The sequence below is a fragment of the Pediococcus damnosus genome (assembly GCF_001437255.1).
GTDB lineage: Bacteria > Bacillota > Bacilli > Lactobacillales > Lactobacillaceae > Pediococcus > Pediococcus damnosus.
In genome coordinates this window covers 1-19133 of record NZ_JQBD01000034.1, presented here as the reverse complement: position 1 = coordinate 19133, position 19133 = coordinate 1, and the positions used below count along the sequence as shown (strand labels likewise).

Below are 19133 nucleotides of genomic sequence, written 5' to 3'. Positions count from 1 at the left end.
TCCACCAATACGATTTGACAGAGACCCCTTTAATCGTTTAAAGTAAATTGTAATTTCATCTGAGGTTCACCTAACGCTAACATTTGACCAAGTAATTTGTTAGCACGTGTCATGGCAACGTCTGACATTTGGTTGTTTACTGATTCCAGATAAGCTGAAACATCAGCCTGTTTGCTGTAGGCAGCATCAGCTTTATGTTGCAAGTTACGACAATCAGCAACTGTATTTTCTTCGAATAAGTTTTCCTGATCTTCATACAACCCAAAGTTATGATCACCCATTAAAGCAAGCACATTTGTTAACCAGTACATGTTAGTTGGATCACATTCGCCAGTTGTGCTTTGGTAAGCAGTAGGCGTGTCATTGACATTAGCGTAGAAAGGAACGGGCGCATTAAATGTGTTAGGACCAAATGCGAGCCAATGAATTGCTGCAATTTCAGCGGGGACATCGTTACGAATTTGGAGAATATGCAATTCCTGATTTCGGTTAATCCCGATTGGTCGGAATTGTTTTTTCTCATCTTCAGTACCAGTACCATAAGGATCATAAGGGGTGTTTTGATAATGAGAACTCAAAACAAACTTCATATCTTCAACACTAATTTTCTTTTGAGTGCGACAAATGAATGGTAAGTCTTGATCGATCGGACTTTCGTTACGTTCTGGGTTAAAGTATTTTTGGCCATACCAAGCACGCGGGTTATTATAACGCGTGTCTTTAACGGTAGCACTGCCAAAAATATGACGTAAGTTAACTTGATCGCGGTCAGGATTTAAGTGATTCTTTTCAATCAAATCAGGTAAGTCTGCGGCAAATAAAGTATCTTCAGAATCAAAATCATATTGATCGATGTTGAAACGGTTGGGGGCAATCACGTATGCATCATCAGGGATGCGAATAGCTGCCCAGTGATGACCGCCGATTGATTCGAAATACCAAACCTCATCTTTATCAGAAAAAGCCATCGCGTTCATTTCGTAGGTCCCATATTTTTCTAATAGGGCACCAAGCCGTTTGACGCCTTCACGAGCAGAATGAATGTAAGGAAGGGTAATGGTGGTAATATCTTCTTCACCAATTCCATCATCTACTAGTGGGTCAACACCAAGAATGCGTGAATTAGAAGTGATGGTTTCAGTAGCGGTCATTGCGACGTTTTCACTATTGATTCCAGCACCCGCCCAAACGCCGCGACCGTCTGTTGCATCAGGAGTTGATGTGTAGCGGAGGGGATTATCAGGAAGATCAATCTCAACAGGACTTAAAACAGATTTGTAATGTGTTGGTTGGTCAGCTGGTTTGATTACAACAAACTTCTGAGGATTGAGTGGACCAGCACCGTCTTCGTTACGGGCGATCATTGTGGAACCGTCAATCGAAGCTTTTTTACCGACTAAAATTGTGGTACATGAACCTTTAATACGTTTTGTCATAAAAATATCATCTCACTTAATTATTTCCTTAATTGTAGGTTATTTGAGCGAAAAATGCGAACCAAAAATCAAAATTAACCATATACCATATGTTTTATGATTTTCGTTGCACAAGGACGGCTAATCCACTCACCACTATACAAACGATGAAGACCAGTATGAATTCTGAAGTGGCCCCATTTGCTGTTTGTTGAATTACACTAATGTGTTGAGTTCCGTGGCCTATTAACATTGCCGAAGCAATCGCGGTTCCCATGGATCCAGCGTATTGTTGCAGCGTATTAAAAGTGGCATTTCCGTCACCGATCAATTGTGGTGGAATATTCTGCAATGCTGATGTTAAAGAATTATTAAACATAAAACTGAATCCAATCGCGTAGAGGGCATATAGAATTGCGATTAATCCGACGTTTAGATTGTTATGAAAAACTACAAAACCTAAAGTAGCCATCAAAATGAAGCCACTACCGATTAATAGTGGTTTGCCAATCCCATATTCATCTAAAATTCTGCCAGTAATAGGTGCCAAAATGGACGATGCCAAACTTCCTGCAAATAACATGAAACCAGAAATAAACGTCCCTTGATGTAAGACAAGTTGCGCGTAATTTGGTAGTAAAAATGTGAGGGAAAGCTGAACAAACTGAATGGAAAAATAAATAATTAGCGGTAATGTGAAAGCCCAGTGCTTAAAAATTGATAGATTAATTAACGGTGTTTGGGATCGTTGTGCCAAGTAAACAAAAAGGCCTAAAAAGAGTATTCCAATAATTACGTATCCATAGAATTGGATCGCGTTCCAACCATAATTTCCAGCGTTATTAACTCCCAAAGTAAGCATAATTAAGGCTAAGACAAAACTAACAAATTGACTCCAAGGAAATTTCGATTTTTGCGGTGCTGATCCTTGTTTGATAAATAAAAGGCCCACAACACTTGCGATTATTGCGATTGGTAGAATTAACCAAAAGATAAATCGCCAGGACAAGTTTTGAGTCACAAGGCCGCCATATGTGGGACCGAGCGATGGCGCTAATGCGATCACCATTCCGCCGATTCCCATGTAGCTTCCTTGTTTAGCCAGCGGAATTTCTTGCATAATTTCGGCGATTAACAGGGGCATGGTAATTCCTGTGCTGATGGCTTGAACAATGCGTCCCACTAGCAACATCGGAAAACTAGTGGCTGATCCACAAATAAAAATACCAATTAATATCATGGCCGCGGCGACAAAGAAAAGCTGTTTGAATAAGTACCGGCGTTCCATAAATGCCGCAACGGAAATCACCGCAGCGACTACTAATAGATACGCCGTCGTGATCCATTGGACGGTGTTTAGCGAAACATCGAACTGTTTCATGAGGGTTGGAAACGTGACGTTCATCGAAGTTTCGATTAAAACACCACAAAATGCTAAACCTGCTAATCCAAAAATGGCAAGTTTAGTTGTAAAAGGAACGTGTGACTGACTTGACTGCATAAAAAAACCTCCAATTTCTGAAGAAACACCAGCGATCGTTGCTAATGACAACGTACTTTTTCTCAGAGTTGGAGTTGATTGAGTTTTTGGAAGTTCAATTTCAGCATTCTCAAGAATATAGAAGTATAAGCAATAAAAATTAATGACCCACATGGGTTTCATGTAACTGACTACTTGAGCAATTGTACCAAGAGGTAAAAAAAAATTCAAAGCGTCATTTACAAAAAAATTGGGTTAATTGAGCAAAAAATGCGAATTTAAAAAAATTTGGGATATTTTTCCGATTTCATTGTTTTATTTTTAAAAATGAACATGCTATAATTAACTTACAAAAAGAAGCACTGATTGTAGTCAGTGCTTCTCATGCAGAACCGTTAAAGACGGTGGCACAGACTTAGTTATTTGAAGTAACCGTTACTGGCTAAAGTAAGACGGTTACTTTTTTTGTTGATTTTTAATCAACTCAACAATAAATGTTAACAGAGATAATAAAAATATCCCAAACGTCAACATCAATTGTAACGCATCGATCACCGACACGAGGCTACTCCTTTCGTCAGGATTAGAAACCGAGATTCTTAATCTCATAGGCATCACACCTTTCAGAAAAAGTCGCCACCGTCTTAACTTTTCTACAAATTAAATTATATCATATGAATCTATATGATTCCTTTAGTATCAATGGATAGACAACTTTATAAATGCATAAAAACACAGATAGTTATAATAGTCTGATAAAAAATCTAAGATAAAAACAAACAAGTAATAATTCCTGAATCTTAATTCACCAAAAATAATAACAACATCAAAGGACTCTTGAACGACTAACTCATACAAGTTGGTTTCAAGCGTCCTTTTATTAATTCATTTTTGCTTCCGATAGTGAACAATATTTCTAATGAATATAATTGCAATAGCAATCCATAAAATATCACTAAATTGCCAAAGAATGGCATGAGGATACTCAGAATATATAAATACAGGGGCTGAGGTGAAAACAAGCAGAAAAATAGTTGCGATTAGTCCCCATTTGTTTATCCGCAAAGCTTTGATTTTGAGTAAGGAAAAACCAATTAAAATTGGGATACCAAAAAGGATTATGAAAAATAAGGCATCTCTCAAATCTGACATATAATTCCTCGTTTTGCAGGCGTAAGGTTATTTATTAAAAACGTGTTGCTGCATGCCATTGGCCACGCCATCGTCACTATTACTTGTAGAAATGAATTTGGCATATTGTTTTACGTCTTCAGTAGCATTGGCCACGGCGATTGGGAGGCCAACCTTTTTAAACATGGGGATGTCATTTTCACCGTCACCAAAGGCAGCTAACTGATCACTTTGAAGATGTTCTTCAGCCTGAATTTGAGCGATTGCATTTGCCTTTGTAGCACTAGTATCGGTGACTTCAATATAGGAATCCCCAGAAGTCATGATGTTTACATTGGCCAGATTGAGTTGCTTTAGATAATCTACCAATTGACTAAATAAGACGGGGTCAAAACTAATGAGCATAAATTTATAGATCGTTTGATTTGCATCAGGCAAGTCACTGATCACTGGTTTTTCATGGGTAATGGAAGTTTCAAAATCAGTTTCTTTACAGTTCTTATCAGTATACCAGGCCGTGTCTGAATACCAGTTTAATGAAGAAGCTGGAAATTGTTGGTGAACGACATCAATAATTTTTTGAGCAGTTTGTGGGTCAATCGCCTTTGAATAGACCTGTTGATAGGCTGTTGAAGTTGGTTTATAAATTAGGCCGCCATTAAACGCAACCTGAGTGGTGTGTAAATCTAAATCCTGAATGGCAAATTGCATTTCAAATGGTGCGCGCGCGGATACTAGTGAAACCGGAATTGGACTGTTTTTGATGACGGAAATATTTTTAGTGCTGATTGATCCGTCCGGACTTAACAAGGTATTATCCATGTCTAAAAAAATATGTTGAATCATAATGATTTTCTCCCTCTTTTAGTTGATACTTAGAGTGTAGCATTAAAGCGCTACCAGTGGAATGAATTCTATATCCTTTTAATGGGCAAATCGTTCGCATTAACCGATTTGCGCTCGTTATAATTGAGCTACAAATGAATTTAACTCAACTCAAAATAAGGAGACTATTATGGCTTACAAATCAGTTAATCCCTACACGAACGAGACGTTAAACGAATATGAAAACGCAACGAGTAATGAAATTGAAGCTGCTCTTCAAACGGCGACGGATTTGGCCCAATCTTGGGAAACTGTTTCTATCAGTGAACGGGCAACCGTGCTCCATGCAGTAGCCAGCCAATTACGTGATGAAAAACAAGCGATGGCCGAAACAATGACCCGTGAAATGGGAAAATTGATTGGTGAATCTGAAGATGAAGTCGATTCATGCGCCTCAATTGCCGATTATTTTGCGGATCATGCAGAAGAATTCATGCAACCAACTGAAATTGAAACGAAGGACGCCAAGGCAACCGTTTTAAAACAGGCTTTTGGCCCAATTTTGGCGTGTGAGCCTTGGAATTTTCCGTTGTATCAAGTAATGCGGATTTTTGCCCCTAACTTTATGGTCGGCAACCCAGTTATTTTAAAACATGCGTCGATTGTACCGGGTTCGGCACGAAAGATTTCGCAAATTGTGGATGATGCCGGTGCTCCTGAAGGCAGTTTGATTAATCTTTTTTTAGACTATGATCAAATTGCTGATATGATTGCTGACCCAAGAATCGCAGGAGTAGCCTTAACGGGATCCGAGCGGGGTGGTAAATCAGTGGCCAAGGCGGCTGGTGAAAATTTGAAAAAGTCGACATTGGAGTTAGGCGGTAATGACGCGTTTGTCGTTTTAGAAGATGTGGATCGAGAACTTTTATATAAAGTGGCACCAGCGGCTCGTCTTGCCAACTCTGGCCAAACTTGTACAGCATCTAAACGATTTATTGTCCCCGATGCACTTTACGACGATTTTATGGATGCGTTAATTGTGAGCTTTTCTGAAATGAAGATGGGAGACCCACTGGATCGCACCACAACCTTAGCTCCGATGTCGTCTGAACATGGGAAAGAAAAGCTTCAAAAACAAGTTGATGAAGCAATTGCCAATGGTGCAGAAGTTGTCTATGGTAATGAATCCGTGCAAGCGGAAGGGCAATTCTTTATGCCGACGATTTTGACGGATATAACTCCAGAAAATCCCATTTTTGATCAAGAACTGTTTGGACCGGTTGCCCAAGTTTTCCGAGTTCACTCAGAAAAAGAAGCAATTCAGCTCGCTAACAATTCGCAGTATGGCTTGGGAAGTGTGGTCATGTCCTCTGATTTGAAACATGCCGAAGAAGTTGCCAGTCAAATTAAGGCCGGCATGACGTTTGTAAATCACGGTTGGACCAGTTTACCAGAATTACCATTTGGCGGAATCCGCAATTCAGGTTATGGGCGTGAGTTAAGCAAACAAGGATTGATGACTTTTGTAAATGAACATTTAATTTATACAGCAGAAAATAAAGAATAGGATATGGACGATTGCAATAGGTAAACTCGAAGAAAGTAGAGTTTGCCTATTTTTTATTCGAATAATTTAAAAATTACAAATTAATTAATATAACCATAATTAAAATCAATGATCATAACATAAAATTGATGATACTATGATATAATATTTTTAGCTACAGTCATGCAGGCAGTGAGTTAGCCAACTTAAAATGAATTTTTTTGAGTGTGAATAAATTTACTGTGGCAGTAAAGATGTGAAATATAGAGGAGACTAATTATGGATGACAAAAAAATGTTTTGTCCAAATTGTGGCGCAGAAACCGCAAAGAGTGCTCATTTTTGTAAGCAGTGTGGATTCAATATTGCAGATTATCTTGCTAAACAAACAAGTGAAGTACATACACAACCAGAACAATCTGGTGAAACACCAACCAATAAAACTAATGCTGGTACTGACAATGATTCTGTAGGTCAGAAATATAATGAAAATGAGGAACAGACCCGGGCGGCTGCAAATTATCAGACAAAACCGCAAAAAAAATTACCAAAATGGGCAACGATTCTAATTGCGTGTGTTGTGGTTCTCTTAATCGGAGGATATATGTTTGGGTCTGATTACTATCAAAAATCCAAACAATTAGATCGGACAATTTCTGCAATTCAGGGCGACAAAAATGTGGCTCATTACTTTACGACCACGGATCCTAATTTAAAAATCACAAATAAAAACATGGAACCCTTTGTCAAAAGCATGACTGATAACAAACAAAAATTAAGTATCTTAAAGTCCCAATTAGGTAGTATAAGCGGGATGACCACCAATCAGAAATTTATTTTTAAGTTGGACGGAAAAGCATGGTTACTATTTCCAAAGTATCAGGTGTTTGTAAAGCCAGTCTATCCAATCGTCTCAACGAATCACACTGATGTAACTTTATCAGTTGATAAAAAGAAAGTGCTCAACACAACTGCGACAAAATTGTCTAAAAAAATCGGGCCGCTTGTGCCCGGATTGTATAATCTAAAATCAACCGGGACAGTAAATGGGCATGCAATGACCAACAGTGCAGACTATGAAGTTGATAGTAATAAGGCCTATGATCTGTCGTTAAAGACGATTTCTTTTGATGTAAAAGGATATGCAAATTCCAAAATATACTTAAACGATAAATATAAGGGAACGATTGATAGTTCAGGCGTTTACTCTTTTAATAATATTCCTTGGTCCAGTGTGATGAAACTGCAATTGAGGTATAAGACGGGTCAGGGAACAATTTCGTCAACCACAAAATCAATCAGTGAAAGCGATGATGGAACGGAAATTAGTGTTGATTTTCCGGGAATTATGACTAAGTCTGATGCCAGCGATGAGCTGGATAGTATTTTCTCTGGATTTGAAGCAGTAGCTGCAGATGGCGAGGAAAGTGACGCGACTGATTATAATGGGAACAAACTTTCCGAAAGTTTTATAAATGGGTCTTCAAATTCGCAATATCAAGATCTGTTGAAAATGTCTAAAGGCTATTACAAAGATGATGATATTAACAGTGTTAGTTATGATCCTGAAGTGAAGAGTATTGTGCCAAGTGGCCGAAATAGCGCGGATGTAACTTACGATGTAACTTTTGATTTCGATGATTCCGATAATGAACGAGTTCAAATTTATCGGTATGTCGCAACGTTTGTACAAAATTCTGATACAGACGAGGGCTATCAGGTTAAAACAATTACGCCTTCGAAATTGATTAGTGATAAAAAAGAAGACAATGATTAACAGATAGATAATCTTAAAGTGTTGGAAGGGTTTAAACAAACCTTTCAATTCTTTTTTATTAACTTGGGATTATTAATTGACTAATGATTTGTTTTTTGGTTTCATTAGGTTAAATACAAATCAATATTTTAAGGAGTAGCCATGACAAATCAAGTGACGGTTGTTGGCAGTTTGAATATGGATATCCACATTCCGGTTGACCATATCCCTTTGCAGGGAGAAACATTGAGTTTATTAAGGCCAAGTAGTCAAGCTGCCGGAGGAAAAGGAGCTAATCAGGCTGTCGCAGCCCAACGATTAGGTGCTTCGGTTCACTTCATTGGAACAATTGGTAAAGACGATGCTGGTCAGTTCTTGTTGAAAAAATGTCAAAATGAAGGCATTGATATTAGTGGCGTTCGGGAATTATCAGCGGCCAATACAGGTCAGGCGTTTATCATTTTAGAACCAGACGGACATAACTCCATTATGGTGGAGGGCGGTGCCAATAAACTGGGAACGGTTGAAAATGTGACCGATGACCGCGCAAATATTCAAAGCTCACAAATTTTGATTGCCCAATTGGAAACAAATTTGGAACCAGTCATTGCGGCGTTTTCCATGGCTAAAAAAGCTGGCGTCCTGACAATTTTAAATCCAGCACCGGCTTTGCCAAAGTTACCAGAAGAGTTAATCAAGTTAACGGATGTCATCACGCCAAACGAAACGGAAGCGGGGACTTTGACTAATTTGAAGGTGGAAACCAAAGCGGATTGTGAGGAATCTGCAGAAAAGTTTCGTGAAATGGGGATTGCCAATACGGTGATTACCCTCGGATCACGCGGCGTCTTCTATCAAGTTAACGGTAAATCGGATTTGATTCATGCTCACAAAGTAAAACCGGTGGATACAACGGCCGCCGGTGATACTTTTATCGGCGCTTTGGCTGCCAAAATGGTCCCGGACCTAAGCAATATTGCCGAGGCGATTGAGTTTGCCAATTTGGCCTCATCACTAACGGTCCAAAAGGCGGGCGCTATGGATTCAATTCCGGATTTAGCGAGCGTAGAAAACCAGTGAGTAAATTTTGATTTCACGTCAATAACCGTTTTTAAAAATCGAGATAAAAATAGCTAGAGAAAACTGATTTAGTATAATCAAGTTTCCTCTAGCTTTTTAAATTTTATTGAATGCGTGACATTTTGACAAAGGTCACGGGTTTGCCAAATGATTGGCCTTCTCGTTCGCCTGTTTTGTTAAAACCTAGGATATGAAAAAGATGAATAGCACGCTGATTGAAAGAGGCAACTTCTAGCGTGACTTTCCCAAAGTAATGATAATGTTGCTGGGCAAACGCAAGACACTGTTGAACAAATTGGGTACCAAATCCTTTTCCAGTATCTTTCGGGCGAATACCTAAACCAATTTCTAAAATGCCATTATGAAATTGATATTCATAAATTCCAAATAACTGATCAGCATCATCTAAAATGGCATAGTAATCGCTGATCCCTGCGAGCAGTTCGTTAAGAAGATCTATGCGATTAACAGAAGTCGGAAAATTATAAAATGTGTAAGGTTCTGAATATTGCCAATCAAGATATTCATTTGCTTGTTGGGTGGTCATTTTTACAATGCGAGCCATTGCTATCAATCCCTCTTTACACGACAAGCATACGCCATATTTATGGATTTTAATAGCGTTAACGGGTGCTTATACGTGTTCTTGATTACTTTTATGTTGGCCAATTATAATTGTTAGAACAATTAAAGCTGCACCTAAAATAAGACAGAGTGTGTTAGCCCATTGCATTGGAAACGGCCGGCTGATCCCAATAACGATAATTAAGATAGCTGCAGCAATCATACGTTGATACATTTTGCTAGACATTAAATCACAATCCCTTCTAATACTTATATTTTAACAGGTTGAAGCTTATTAATCGACCCATCTAAAGAAAACGCGTACAATTTATTTGAGTGCAATAAAATTAATAGAAATGAGGAAAAACAATGTCAGTTTTAACAGATACATTTGAATTAGCAAACGGCGTCAAAATTCCTAAAGTTGGATTCGGAACTTGGCAAACCCCAGCCGGCGATGTGGCGTATCAAGCAGTACGGAATGCGTTAAAAGTTGGGTATCGGCACATTGATACAGCGAAGGCCTATGGGAACGAAGAGGATGTGGGTCGTGCAGTTCGCGATTCTGGAATTGCCCGGGATCAAATTTTTGTCACATCAAAACTTCCTGCACATAGTAAAACGTATGATGAGGCAATGGCAGATTTTGAAAGTACGTTCAAAAAGCTGAATATTGATTATGTTGATCTTTATTTGGTCCATGCACCATGGCCATGGGATGAGATTGGTAAAGATTGTGATAAAGGAAATGTTGAAGTTTGGCGGGCAATGCAAGATATTTATGCTAGTGGCCGAGTTAAGGCAATTGGGGTTTCAAACTTTAATGTGCATGATCTTAAAAATGTGCTGGCTGATGCAAAAGTAAAGCCAATGGTTAATCAAATTCAGTATTATGTTGGGTATACTGAGCCTAAGATTACAAGCTTTGCGAAACAAAACGGAATCCTAGTTGAAGCTTATTCACCATTGGCAACTGGTGGTTTGCTGAAGAACGATCAAATGTTAGCTTTAGCAAAGGAAAACAAGGTTAGCGTCGCTCAATTGGCGTTACGTTTCTGTTTACAAAATAATATCTTGCCGTTACCAAAAGCGGTTGGTCAATCACATATTGAGGATAATGCCAAATTAGACTTTGAAATTAGTGATGAAGATATGGAGAAGCTTAATGGAATGCCAGATACAGCACCTGAACATTCTCATAATAAAACCCAAGGATAATAGTAAAATCCACGCAGACTTGTTAGCTTGCGTGGATTTTTGTATGAATTGGAAAATTATAAATTAACGGATAAAATTTTCACTTGATAAGTTTCCTCTGGGGCATGGATTGTAACGATATCGCCAACGGTTTTATTTAATAATGCTGATCCCAATGGTGAAACCAGGGAGATTTTGTTTGTCTTGATATCTGCTTCCTGTTTTCCCACTAGTTGATAGTCCATTTGGTCATGATCATCCACAAATTCAATGGTAACTTTTTTACCAATTTCGACAATTTGATTATTAGTTGGTTGGACAATCTTGGAATATTGCAGTTGTTTATTTAAAAAATGAAGTCGACTTTCCAGTTGACGAAGGTCTCGTTTTGAAAAAGTATACTCAGCATTTTCGGAACGATCGCCCAAAGCAGCTGCAGCGGCCAGGCGTTTAGTTAACGCAGGACGTTTAGCTTTTAATTCTTCAATTTCTTTTTCAATTTCATGATATCCAGTTGCAGTAATTTTATTAAAATAAGGTTCTGACATAGTTGCCTCTCTTACTAGTTTAATTGCCTCCATTCTACTATTTTGAGGAGTGAAGAGCTGGTTTTTGGGCAGTTTCTTGAAACAAGCTTAGAGATGTAAACACGTCTAACCGCGGGATGCGATTCCGCTACCGACGCTCTTATAGCTCTATAGCTCCCGTTTCAATCCACTCACTGTTTTTAGGACAGCTTGGCAAAACAAGAGGCCGATCATAAGCACGACTCCCGTGGGATTGCGATCCCACATCCGTCGCACTTATGATCAGCCTCTTATCGTTTTACCTCACTCACTGTTTTAGGACAGCTTGGCAAAACAAGAGGCCGATCATAAGCACGACTCCTGTGGGATTGCGATCTCGCTTCCGTCACACTTATTTATCACCTTTTTAACGCTTTATCTCACTCACTTTAATTACCGTTCGCACTCCACTTGGAACTGGTTTTTGCCAGTCAATATCTTTGGCCGCGTCTTCTAACGAAATCGTTTTGACAGTCGTTTTAATTTTGCCCGTGCCCAATAATTTCCAGACGGCTTGATAGACAGCTTGTTGATTTTGCATCACTTTTGGTGTTTGCATACCGATGATTTGCAAGCCTGATGTGCGCAAAGCGGTCGACGGTAAGGTGATGTTTTGGCCGGCAATTGCTCCAATGGAAACAAGCGAGGTTGCCCTTTTCATCTCTAAACTAGTGGGGACGATTGATTTTAGAATCAGTTCAATGGGATGGCCCCACAAGTAATCTAAAATAATTAAATCACCTTTGATTTTCATGTTAGACAGGTTATTTAAAATTGTTTCGTCATCGTCAGCTAATGAAATTGTTTGAGTGGCTCCGAGATCTTTCAATGCGGCCAATCGTTCTGGGTTTCGACCAGTGCCAATGATTTCTGCGGCGCCCAACGCTTTGGCGGCCTGAATTGCCAATTGTCCTGCAAATCCAGTTGCACCGTTGATTAAAACGGTGTTTCCAGGTTTCATTTCTAAGCTAAATTGCAGAGGAGCAATGCTGGTTGTTAGTGAAGAAGCTGCGGCCGTGCTTGAATAAATATCAGTATCTTCAGGAATTTCAAAAAGTAATTTTGAATTGGCAACTGTCTGTTCTGCAAATGAGCCGAAGCGTGGTTTCAATGTACGAGCGGGAAAGGCCACTAGCTTACCATTATCCACGCGGCGCCCGATACCACTTGCGCCAGGGATACTTGGAAATGCAGGATGCCAATAGGTACTTGAATAATGGCGGCCAGTCGCATTGGCCTTGTCAAAATTTTCAATTGGCGCTGCTAGGACATCAATTAAGGTATCAAATTTGGTGTCAGCGACGGGAGTAGGAACGTTCAAATCAATCATTGGGGCTGTTTTAAAATCTTTTATTATTAATGCTTTCATAGTTTATTATCCTTTTTTATTTTTTTATATTACCGGTAATCAATATTTTAAATATAAAGCAAACCTTTCCTGTTGTCAACTATTAATTACTGGTAATATATAAGTGGAGGTGTAATTATGGACGAAAAGCAGTATCAAACAATTACACAGTTATTAAAACAACTTAGTGCAACCGAAAATCATAATCAACATGAAGCGTGGATTGCCAAACAAACAGCAATTAAGGAAAATCCACAAAAAAACCATCTGACCCATAATGATTTGGATATTTTGGGTGTTCTGTTACAAGGAGAAAAAACGGTCAGTGAAGTAGTTGAGGCGGTTCAAATCACGCAGGGAGGAACTTCACGACGGATTAATCATTTGGAAAAATTAGACCTGCTAGAAAAATTTAAGCGGCCCACTAATAAAAAAACGGTTTATTTGAAACTGACGGCTGATGGTCAAAAATTGGCAACGGCCCACATTGCCCTTCATAAACATTTGCATGAAGAGACTGTGCAAGCATTGGCAGAGTTTTCGGATTCGGAGCTGGCAGTAGTGACGCGGTTTTTGCGCAAACTGGCGGATGCACAAAAGGATTTTGAGACACGTTACTAAAAACGATAACTATTAGTGGTTCTTAAATTATCGTTCTTATAATCGTTTTTGAAATGTTTAAGTGTTTAAAGGGACTAACCAATCTGAATCGATCAATTGGTTTAACGTTTTGTTGATGGGTAACCAGAGTTTTGCTTTAATAATATCCTTAAGTGATTGCCAAAATAAGGGATCATCTTTTTGAGTTTGAGTGGGATAGACGAAGAGACATTTGCCAGAAATGGTTTTGACCTCAATTTTTGCTTGATAAATACCCAATACTTGAACTTCTAAAACGGATAAGTTTTTACTGTTTAATAACATAATCATCGCTCCTTACTTTCTTTTGAATGAATATTCTAAGTATGCAGGGGTTAGATTAAATCGAATTTAAAAATCTGTGATCATTATGTGGTGTTTAAAGTAAGAAAAACTAAAGGCCTTAACCAAAAGATAAACACAGCTAAATGAAAATTAAATTGCTAAACTAAAACAGGCATAAATTGCGATGTCACACAATTTATGCTTGCTTTTTTGAATTAAGCTCGACTGATAATGCTGAGCCTTTGTTTGCTAATAATATGACCCTTTGCGGCATGGTAAAACTCATTTAACCAGAAACCATTCTGCAAACTAAGGGTGGTATCTAATGCATAAATACTCAACCAGTAATCATGATTTTTGTCTGGTGGCGTAGGACCGATGTAATGACGAGTAGTTAGTGGATCCGTTGCGCCGATTAGTGAACCAGCCGTGCTGTTATTGCCCTGAATAAAGTCAATAACATTGCTCTGACTGGCATTTTCTGGAATTGTGACCGATTTGTCAGCTGGAATGTTGACCGCAGTCCAATGAATCCATGGGAAACCACAAACTGGAACGGCATCGAAATCCAGTAATGTTAACGCCAGCGTTGTAGCATTGTCTGGAACATCCTGAATGTCAATCGGAAATGAAATCGAAGGATTGCCATTGTAAATTTGCTCTGGAGCGGCATGCTTACTGTATTTATCTAGTAATAATCCATTTGATGTCGGAACTGAAATTTTCATTATATAAAACCTCCTCGGATTGCTTGATAGCTTTACTCTACAGCAAAATTAGGGCGATATAAACTCATACGTCTCTTGACGGTAAGAAATCATGTGTTCGCGGACATTTTTGCTTAAAAATTTGCAAAAATATATGAAAGCGCTAAACAAACCTGTATTATATAAATATAGAAGTTTTAAATTGAGGAATAAGAATGACAAATGAAAAATATAGTATCGGTTTAGATATTGGAACAAGTTCAATCGGATTTGCGGTAGTCAACGATAACAATCGAGTAATCCGTGTAAAAGGAAAAAATGCAATTGGGGTGAGACTTTTCGATGAAGGAAAAGCCGCTGCAGACCGCCGTAGTTTTCGAACCACTCGCCGTCGCTTAAGTCGTCGTCGCTGGCGTTTGAAGTTATTACGGGAAATCTTTGATGCATACATAACCCCCGTAGATGAGGCGTTTTTTATCCGTTTGAAAGAATCTAATTTATCTCCTAAAGACAGTAAAAAACAATATTCAGGAGATATCTTATTTAATGATCGCTCTGATAAGGACTTTTATGAAAAATATCCAACAATCTATCATTTGCGTAACGCATTAATGACTGAGCATCGAAAATTTGATGTGCGTGAAATCTATTTGGCAATTCATCATATTATGAAATTTAGAGGCCATTTTTTGAATGCGACCCCTGCCAATAATTTCAAAGTTGGCAGACTAAATTTGGAAGAAAAATTTGAAGAATTAAACGATATTTATCAACGTGTTTTTCCTGATGAATCAATAGAATTCCGAACAGATAATTTGGAACAAATTAAGGAAGTTCTATTAGACAATAAAAGAAGTAGGGCTGATCGCCAACGTACGTTAGTTAGTGATATTTATCAGAGCTCCGAAGATAAAGATATTGAAAAACGAAATAAGGCTGTTGCAACAGAAATTTTAAAGGCATCTCTGGGCAATAAAGCAAAATTAAATGTCATTACTAATGTGGAAGTGGACAAAGAAGCCGCAAAAGAATGGTCGATTACTTTTGATTCCGAAAGTATTGATGATGATTTGGCAAAAATTGAAGGCCAAATGACGGATGATGGGCATGAGATTATTGAAGTTTTGCGTAGTCTGTACTCCGGAATTACTTTATCCGCAATTGTCCCTGAAAATCATACGTTATCTCAATCAATGGTGGCAAAATATGATTTGCATAAAGATCACCTTAAGTTGTTTAAAAAATTGATTAACGGCATGACAGATACTAAGAAAGCCAAGAACCTTCGTGCGGCATACGATGGCTATATTGACGGTGTAAAAGGCAAAGTTTTACCTCAAGAAGATTTTTATAAACAGGTTCAGGTTAATTTAGATGATTCCGCAGAAGCTAATGAAATTCAAACTTATATCGACCAGGATATCTTTATGCCTAAGCAACGCACGAAGGCAAATGGCTCGATTCCACATCAATTGCAACAACAAGAATTGGATCAGATTATTGAAAATCAGAAGGCTTACTATCCTTGGTTAGCGGAATTAAATCCCAATCCTGATAAAAAACGGCAGCAGCTTGCTAAATACAAATTGGATGAATTGGTTACATTTAGGGTGCCATATTATGTTGGACCGATGATTACGGCCAAGGATCAGAAGAATCAATCAGGGGCTGAGTTTGCCTGGATGATTCGTAAGGAGCCTGGAAATATTACGCCATGGAATTTTGATCAGAAAGTGGATCGGATGGCAACGGCTAATCAGTTTATTAAACGAATGACCACTACGGATACCTATTTATTAGGTGAGGATGTTTTACCAGCACAAAGTTTGTTGTATCAAAAATTTGAGGTTTTAAACGAATTGAATAAAATTCGAATTGATCACAAACCAATTTCTATTGAACAGAAGCAGCAAATTTTCAATGATTTATTTAAGCAGTTCAAGAATGTGACGATTAAACACCTGCAAGATTATTTGGTTTCGCAGGGACAATATTCTAAGCGACCACTTATTGAAGGCTTGGCAGATGAAAAACGATTTAATAGTAGTTTGAGCACTTATAGTGATCTATGTGGAATTTTTGGAGCAAAATTAGTCGAAGAAAATGATCGCCAGGAAGATTTAGAAAAAATTATTGAGTGGTCGACAATTTTTGAAGATAAGAAGATTTATCGAGCTAAACTAAACGACTTAACCTGGTTAACAGATGACCAAAAAGAAAAGTTGGCAACTAAGCGTTATCAAGGTTGGGGCAGACTATCAAGGAAATTATTAGTTGGATTGAAAAATTCGGAGCACCGTAACATCATGGATATTCTCTGGATTACCAATGAAAACTTTATGCAGATTCAAGCTGAACCGGATTTTGCTAAATTAGTGACAGATGCTAATAAGGGAATGTTGGAAAAAACGGACTCACAAGATGTCATTAATGATTTGTATACCTCTCCCCAAAATAAAAAAGCAATCCGCCAAATTTTGTTAGTTGTCCACGATATTCAAAATGCGATGCATGGGCAAGCACCGGCCAAAATCCATGTCGAGTTTGCACGAGGCGAGGAACGCAATCCTCGTCGATCTGTACAACGTCAAAGACAGGTTGAAGCTGCTTATGAAAAAGTGTCAAATGAATTGGTAAGTGCTAAGGTACGCCAAGAATTTAAAGAGGCAATTAATAATAAACGTGATTTTAAGGATCGTTTATTCTTGTACTTTATGCAGGGCGGGATCGATATTTATACTGGTAAGCAACTTAATATTGATCAACTTTCTAGTTACCAGATTGATCACATTTTGCCACAAGCGTTTGTTAAAGACGATTCATTGACTAATCGGGTTTTAACAAATGAAAATCAAGTAAAGGCAGATTCGGTGCCGATTGATATTTTTGGTAAGAAGATGCTTTCTGTTTGGGGAAGAATGAAGGATCAAGGTTTAATTTCGAAAGGTAAGTATCGAAATCTGACAATGAATCCCGAAAATATTTCTGCTCATACTGAAAATGGATTCATTAATCGTCAGTTAGTGGAGACGCGCCAGGTTATTAAGTTGGCTGTAAATATTTTGGCTGATGAATACGGAGATAGTACACAAATCATTTCTGTGAAGGCTGACTTGTCTCACCAAATGCGCGAAGACTTTGAGTTATTGAAAAATCGGGATGTAAATGATTATCATCATGCATTTGATGCTTATTTGGCAGCATTTATTGGAAATTATCTTCTGAAACGTTATCCAAAACTGGAGTCCTACTTTGTTTACGGTGATTTTAAGAAGTTTACTCAAAAGGAAACGAAGATGCGACGGTTTAACTTTATCTATGATCTGAAACATTGTGATCAAGTGGTTAATAAGGAGACCGGTGAAATTCTATGGACTAAGGATGAAGATATTAAATATATTCGTCACTTATTTGCTTACAAGAAAATTCTCGTGTCTCATGAAGTACGTGAAAAAAGAGGAGCTTTATATAATCAAACTATTTATAAAGCAAAAGATGATAAGGGTAGTGGTCAAGGAAGTAAAAAATTAATTCGTATAAAAGATGATAAGGAAACCAAGATATATGGCGGATACTCTGGAAAAAGTCTTGCATATATGACTATTGTGCAAATTACAAAGAAAAATAAAGTGAGTTACAGAGTTATTGGAATACCAACACTTGCGTTAGCTAGACTGAATAAGCTTGAAAATGATTCCACCGAAAATAATGGTGAACTTTATAAAATTATTAAACCACAATTCACTCATTATAAGGTTGATAAAAAAAATGGTGAAATTATTGAAACAACTGATGATTTTAAAATAGTTGTATCAAAAGTTAGATTCCAACAACTTATTGATGATGCTGGTCAGTTTTTTATGTTAGCAAGCGATACTTACAAAAATAATGCTCAACAGCTAGTGATTTCTAATAATGCACTTAAGGCTATTAACAATACAAACATTACCGACTGTCCAAGAGATGACCTTGAACGGTTAGATAATCTAAGATTGGATTCGGCTTTTGATGAGATTGTGAAAAAAATGGATAAATATTTCTCAGCATATGATGCCAATAATTTTAGAGAGAAAATTAGGAATAGTAATTTAATTTTTTATCAGTTACCAGTTGAAGATCAGTGGGAAAATAATAAAATTACAGAGCTTGGTAAGAGAACCGTACTAACTAGAATCCTTCAAGGATTGCATGCAAATGCAACTACAACAGATATGAGTATTTTTAAAATAAAAACTCCATTTGGACAATTACGTCAAAGGAGTGGTATTTCTCTGAGTGAAAATGCTCAGCTTATATATCAATCGCCAACGGGACTATTTGAACGAAGGGTTCAGCTAAACAAAATTAAATAAACGAAAAAAGCTACTGCAGGTTTTAACAATCTGCAATAGCTTTTCTTAAATGACATATGTATGGGCCGATAGCGGCCTCAAAAGATAAAACTCAGCCGAAGCTTTGTTTGATTTTAACTCAGAGCGTCAAATCAATATAGTTAAAATGTTGAGTGTGTCGAACTCAATAAATGAATAATATCATATTAACGCTTTCAAAACAAGGAGAAACCTTTTATGTATGTGTCAAGTTTTCCTAGGTGC

Annotated in this window: 17 protein-coding genes; 6 read left to right on the top strand and 11 right to left on the bottom strand. The window is 37.9% G+C overall.

Going from position 1 to position 19133, the window contains the following annotated elements; translation table 11 throughout:
- Positions 1-29 precede the first annotated feature (29 nt).
- The 5 genes from IV84_RS05740 to IV84_RS05720 form a co-directional block, all read right to left on the bottom strand.
- On the bottom strand, positions 30-1436 hold the full coding sequence (locus tag IV84_RS05740; protein ID WP_046872450.1) for a C69 family dipeptidase: 1407 nt from the start codon (positions 1434-1436) through the stop codon (positions 30-32).
- Positions 1437-1530: 94 nt separating this feature from the next.
- On the bottom strand, positions 1531-2916 hold the full coding sequence (locus IV84_RS05735; RefSeq protein ID WP_046872452.1) for a DHA2 family efflux MFS transporter permease subunit: 1386 nt from the start codon (positions 2914-2916) through the stop codon (positions 1531-1533).
- 435 nt (positions 2917-3351) lie between these two features.
- Positions 3352-3504, bottom strand: a complete 153-nt coding sequence (locus IV84_RS11320; protein ID WP_219995093.1) for a putative holin-like toxin — start codon at positions 3502-3504, stop codon at positions 3352-3354.
- A gap of 276 nt (positions 3505-3780) precedes the next feature.
- Positions 3781-4047, bottom strand: coding sequence for a hypothetical protein (locus tag IV84_RS05725; RefSeq protein ID WP_046871865.1), 267 nt, complete (start codon positions 4045-4047; stop codon positions 3781-3783).
- Positions 4048-4074: 27 nt separating this feature from the next.
- A complete protein-coding gene (locus IV84_RS05720; RefSeq protein ID WP_052694534.1) occupies positions 4075-4872 on the bottom strand; it encodes an HAD family hydrolase in 798 nt (265 codons plus the stop codon).
- A gap of 169 nt (positions 4873-5041) precedes the next feature.
- On the opposite strand from IV84_RS05720, the gene IV84_RS05715 reads away from it, so the two are divergent.
- The 3 genes from IV84_RS05715 (at position 5042) to rbsK (ending at position 9232) form a co-directional block, all read left to right on the top strand.
- Complete coding sequence (locus tag IV84_RS05715; RefSeq protein ID WP_056986237.1) at positions 5042-6418, top strand: NAD-dependent succinate-semialdehyde dehydrogenase; 1377 nt, start codon at positions 5042-5044, stop codon at positions 6416-6418.
- A gap of 258 nt (positions 6419-6676) precedes the next feature.
- The gene (locus IV84_RS05710; RefSeq protein ID WP_046871862.1) at positions 6677-8173 is read left to right on the top strand and encodes a zinc ribbon domain-containing protein; all 1497 of its coding nucleotides are present in this window, start codon (positions 6677-6679) and stop codon (positions 8171-8173) included.
- 141 nt (positions 8174-8314) lie between these two features.
- Positions 8315-9232, top strand: coding sequence for a ribokinase (gene rbsK / locus IV84_RS05705; protein ID WP_046871861.1), 918 nt, complete (start codon positions 8315-8317; stop codon positions 9230-9232).
- Between the two features lie 103 nt (positions 9233-9335).
- Here rbsK and IV84_RS05700 read toward each other — a convergent pair whose 3' ends face one another.
- A complete protein-coding gene (locus IV84_RS05700) occupies positions 9336-9797 on the bottom strand; it encodes a GNAT family N-acetyltransferase (protein WP_052694533.1) in 462 nt (153 codons plus the stop codon).
- A gap of 69 nt (positions 9798-9866) precedes the next feature.
- Positions 9867-10043, bottom strand: coding sequence for a hypothetical protein (locus IV84_RS10885; RefSeq protein WP_155386982.1), 177 nt, complete (start codon positions 10041-10043; stop codon positions 9867-9869).
- Between the two features lie 122 nt (positions 10044-10165).
- On the opposite strand from IV84_RS10885, the gene IV84_RS05695 reads away from it, so the two are divergent.
- Entirely contained in the window at positions 10166-11014 is an 849-nt protein-coding gene (locus tag IV84_RS05695; protein ID WP_046871860.1) for an aldo/keto reductase, read from the top strand.
- Positions 11015-11070: 56 nt separating this feature from the next.
- Here IV84_RS05695 and greA read toward each other — a convergent pair whose 3' ends face one another.
- Both greA and IV84_RS05685 read right to left on the bottom strand, forming a co-directional pair.
- Positions 11071-11541 carry a transcription elongation factor GreA gene (gene greA / locus IV84_RS05690; protein WP_226996022.1) on the bottom strand — a complete coding sequence of 157 codons (471 nt, stop codon included), beginning with the start codon at positions 11539-11541 and terminating at the stop codon, positions 11071-11073.
- Positions 11542-11926: 385 nt separating this feature from the next.
- A complete protein-coding gene (locus tag IV84_RS05685; protein ID WP_046871859.1) occupies positions 11927-12928 on the bottom strand; it encodes a quinone oxidoreductase family protein in 1002 nt (333 codons plus the stop codon).
- Between the two features lie 117 nt (positions 12929-13045).
- Between IV84_RS05685 and IV84_RS05680 the strand changes: the two genes are divergently transcribed.
- The gene (locus IV84_RS05680; RefSeq protein ID WP_056986235.1) at positions 13046-13528 is read left to right on the top strand and encodes a MarR family winged helix-turn-helix transcriptional regulator; all 483 of its coding nucleotides are present in this window, start codon (positions 13046-13048) and stop codon (positions 13526-13528) included.
- Between the two features lie 57 nt (positions 13529-13585).
- On the opposite strand, the gene IV84_RS05675 is transcribed toward IV84_RS05680, so the two are convergent.
- On the bottom strand, positions 13586-13831 hold the full coding sequence (locus IV84_RS05675; protein ID WP_046871857.1) for a hypothetical protein: 246 nt from the start codon (positions 13829-13831) through the stop codon (positions 13586-13588).
- A 215-nt stretch (positions 13832-14046) separates the two neighbouring features.
- Complete coding sequence (locus IV84_RS05670; RefSeq protein ID WP_046871856.1) at positions 14047-14559, bottom strand: YbhB/YbcL family Raf kinase inhibitor-like protein; 513 nt, start codon at positions 14557-14559, stop codon at positions 14047-14049.
- 194 nt (positions 14560-14753) lie between these two features.
- Between IV84_RS05670 and cas9 the strand changes: the two genes are divergently transcribed.
- Positions 14754-18890: a type II CRISPR RNA-guided endonuclease Cas9 gene (gene cas9 / locus IV84_RS05665; RefSeq protein ID WP_056986234.1), complete on the top strand. Its 4137-nt coding sequence runs from the start codon at positions 14754-14756 to the stop codon at positions 18888-18890.
- Positions 18891-19133 lie beyond the last annotated feature (243 nt).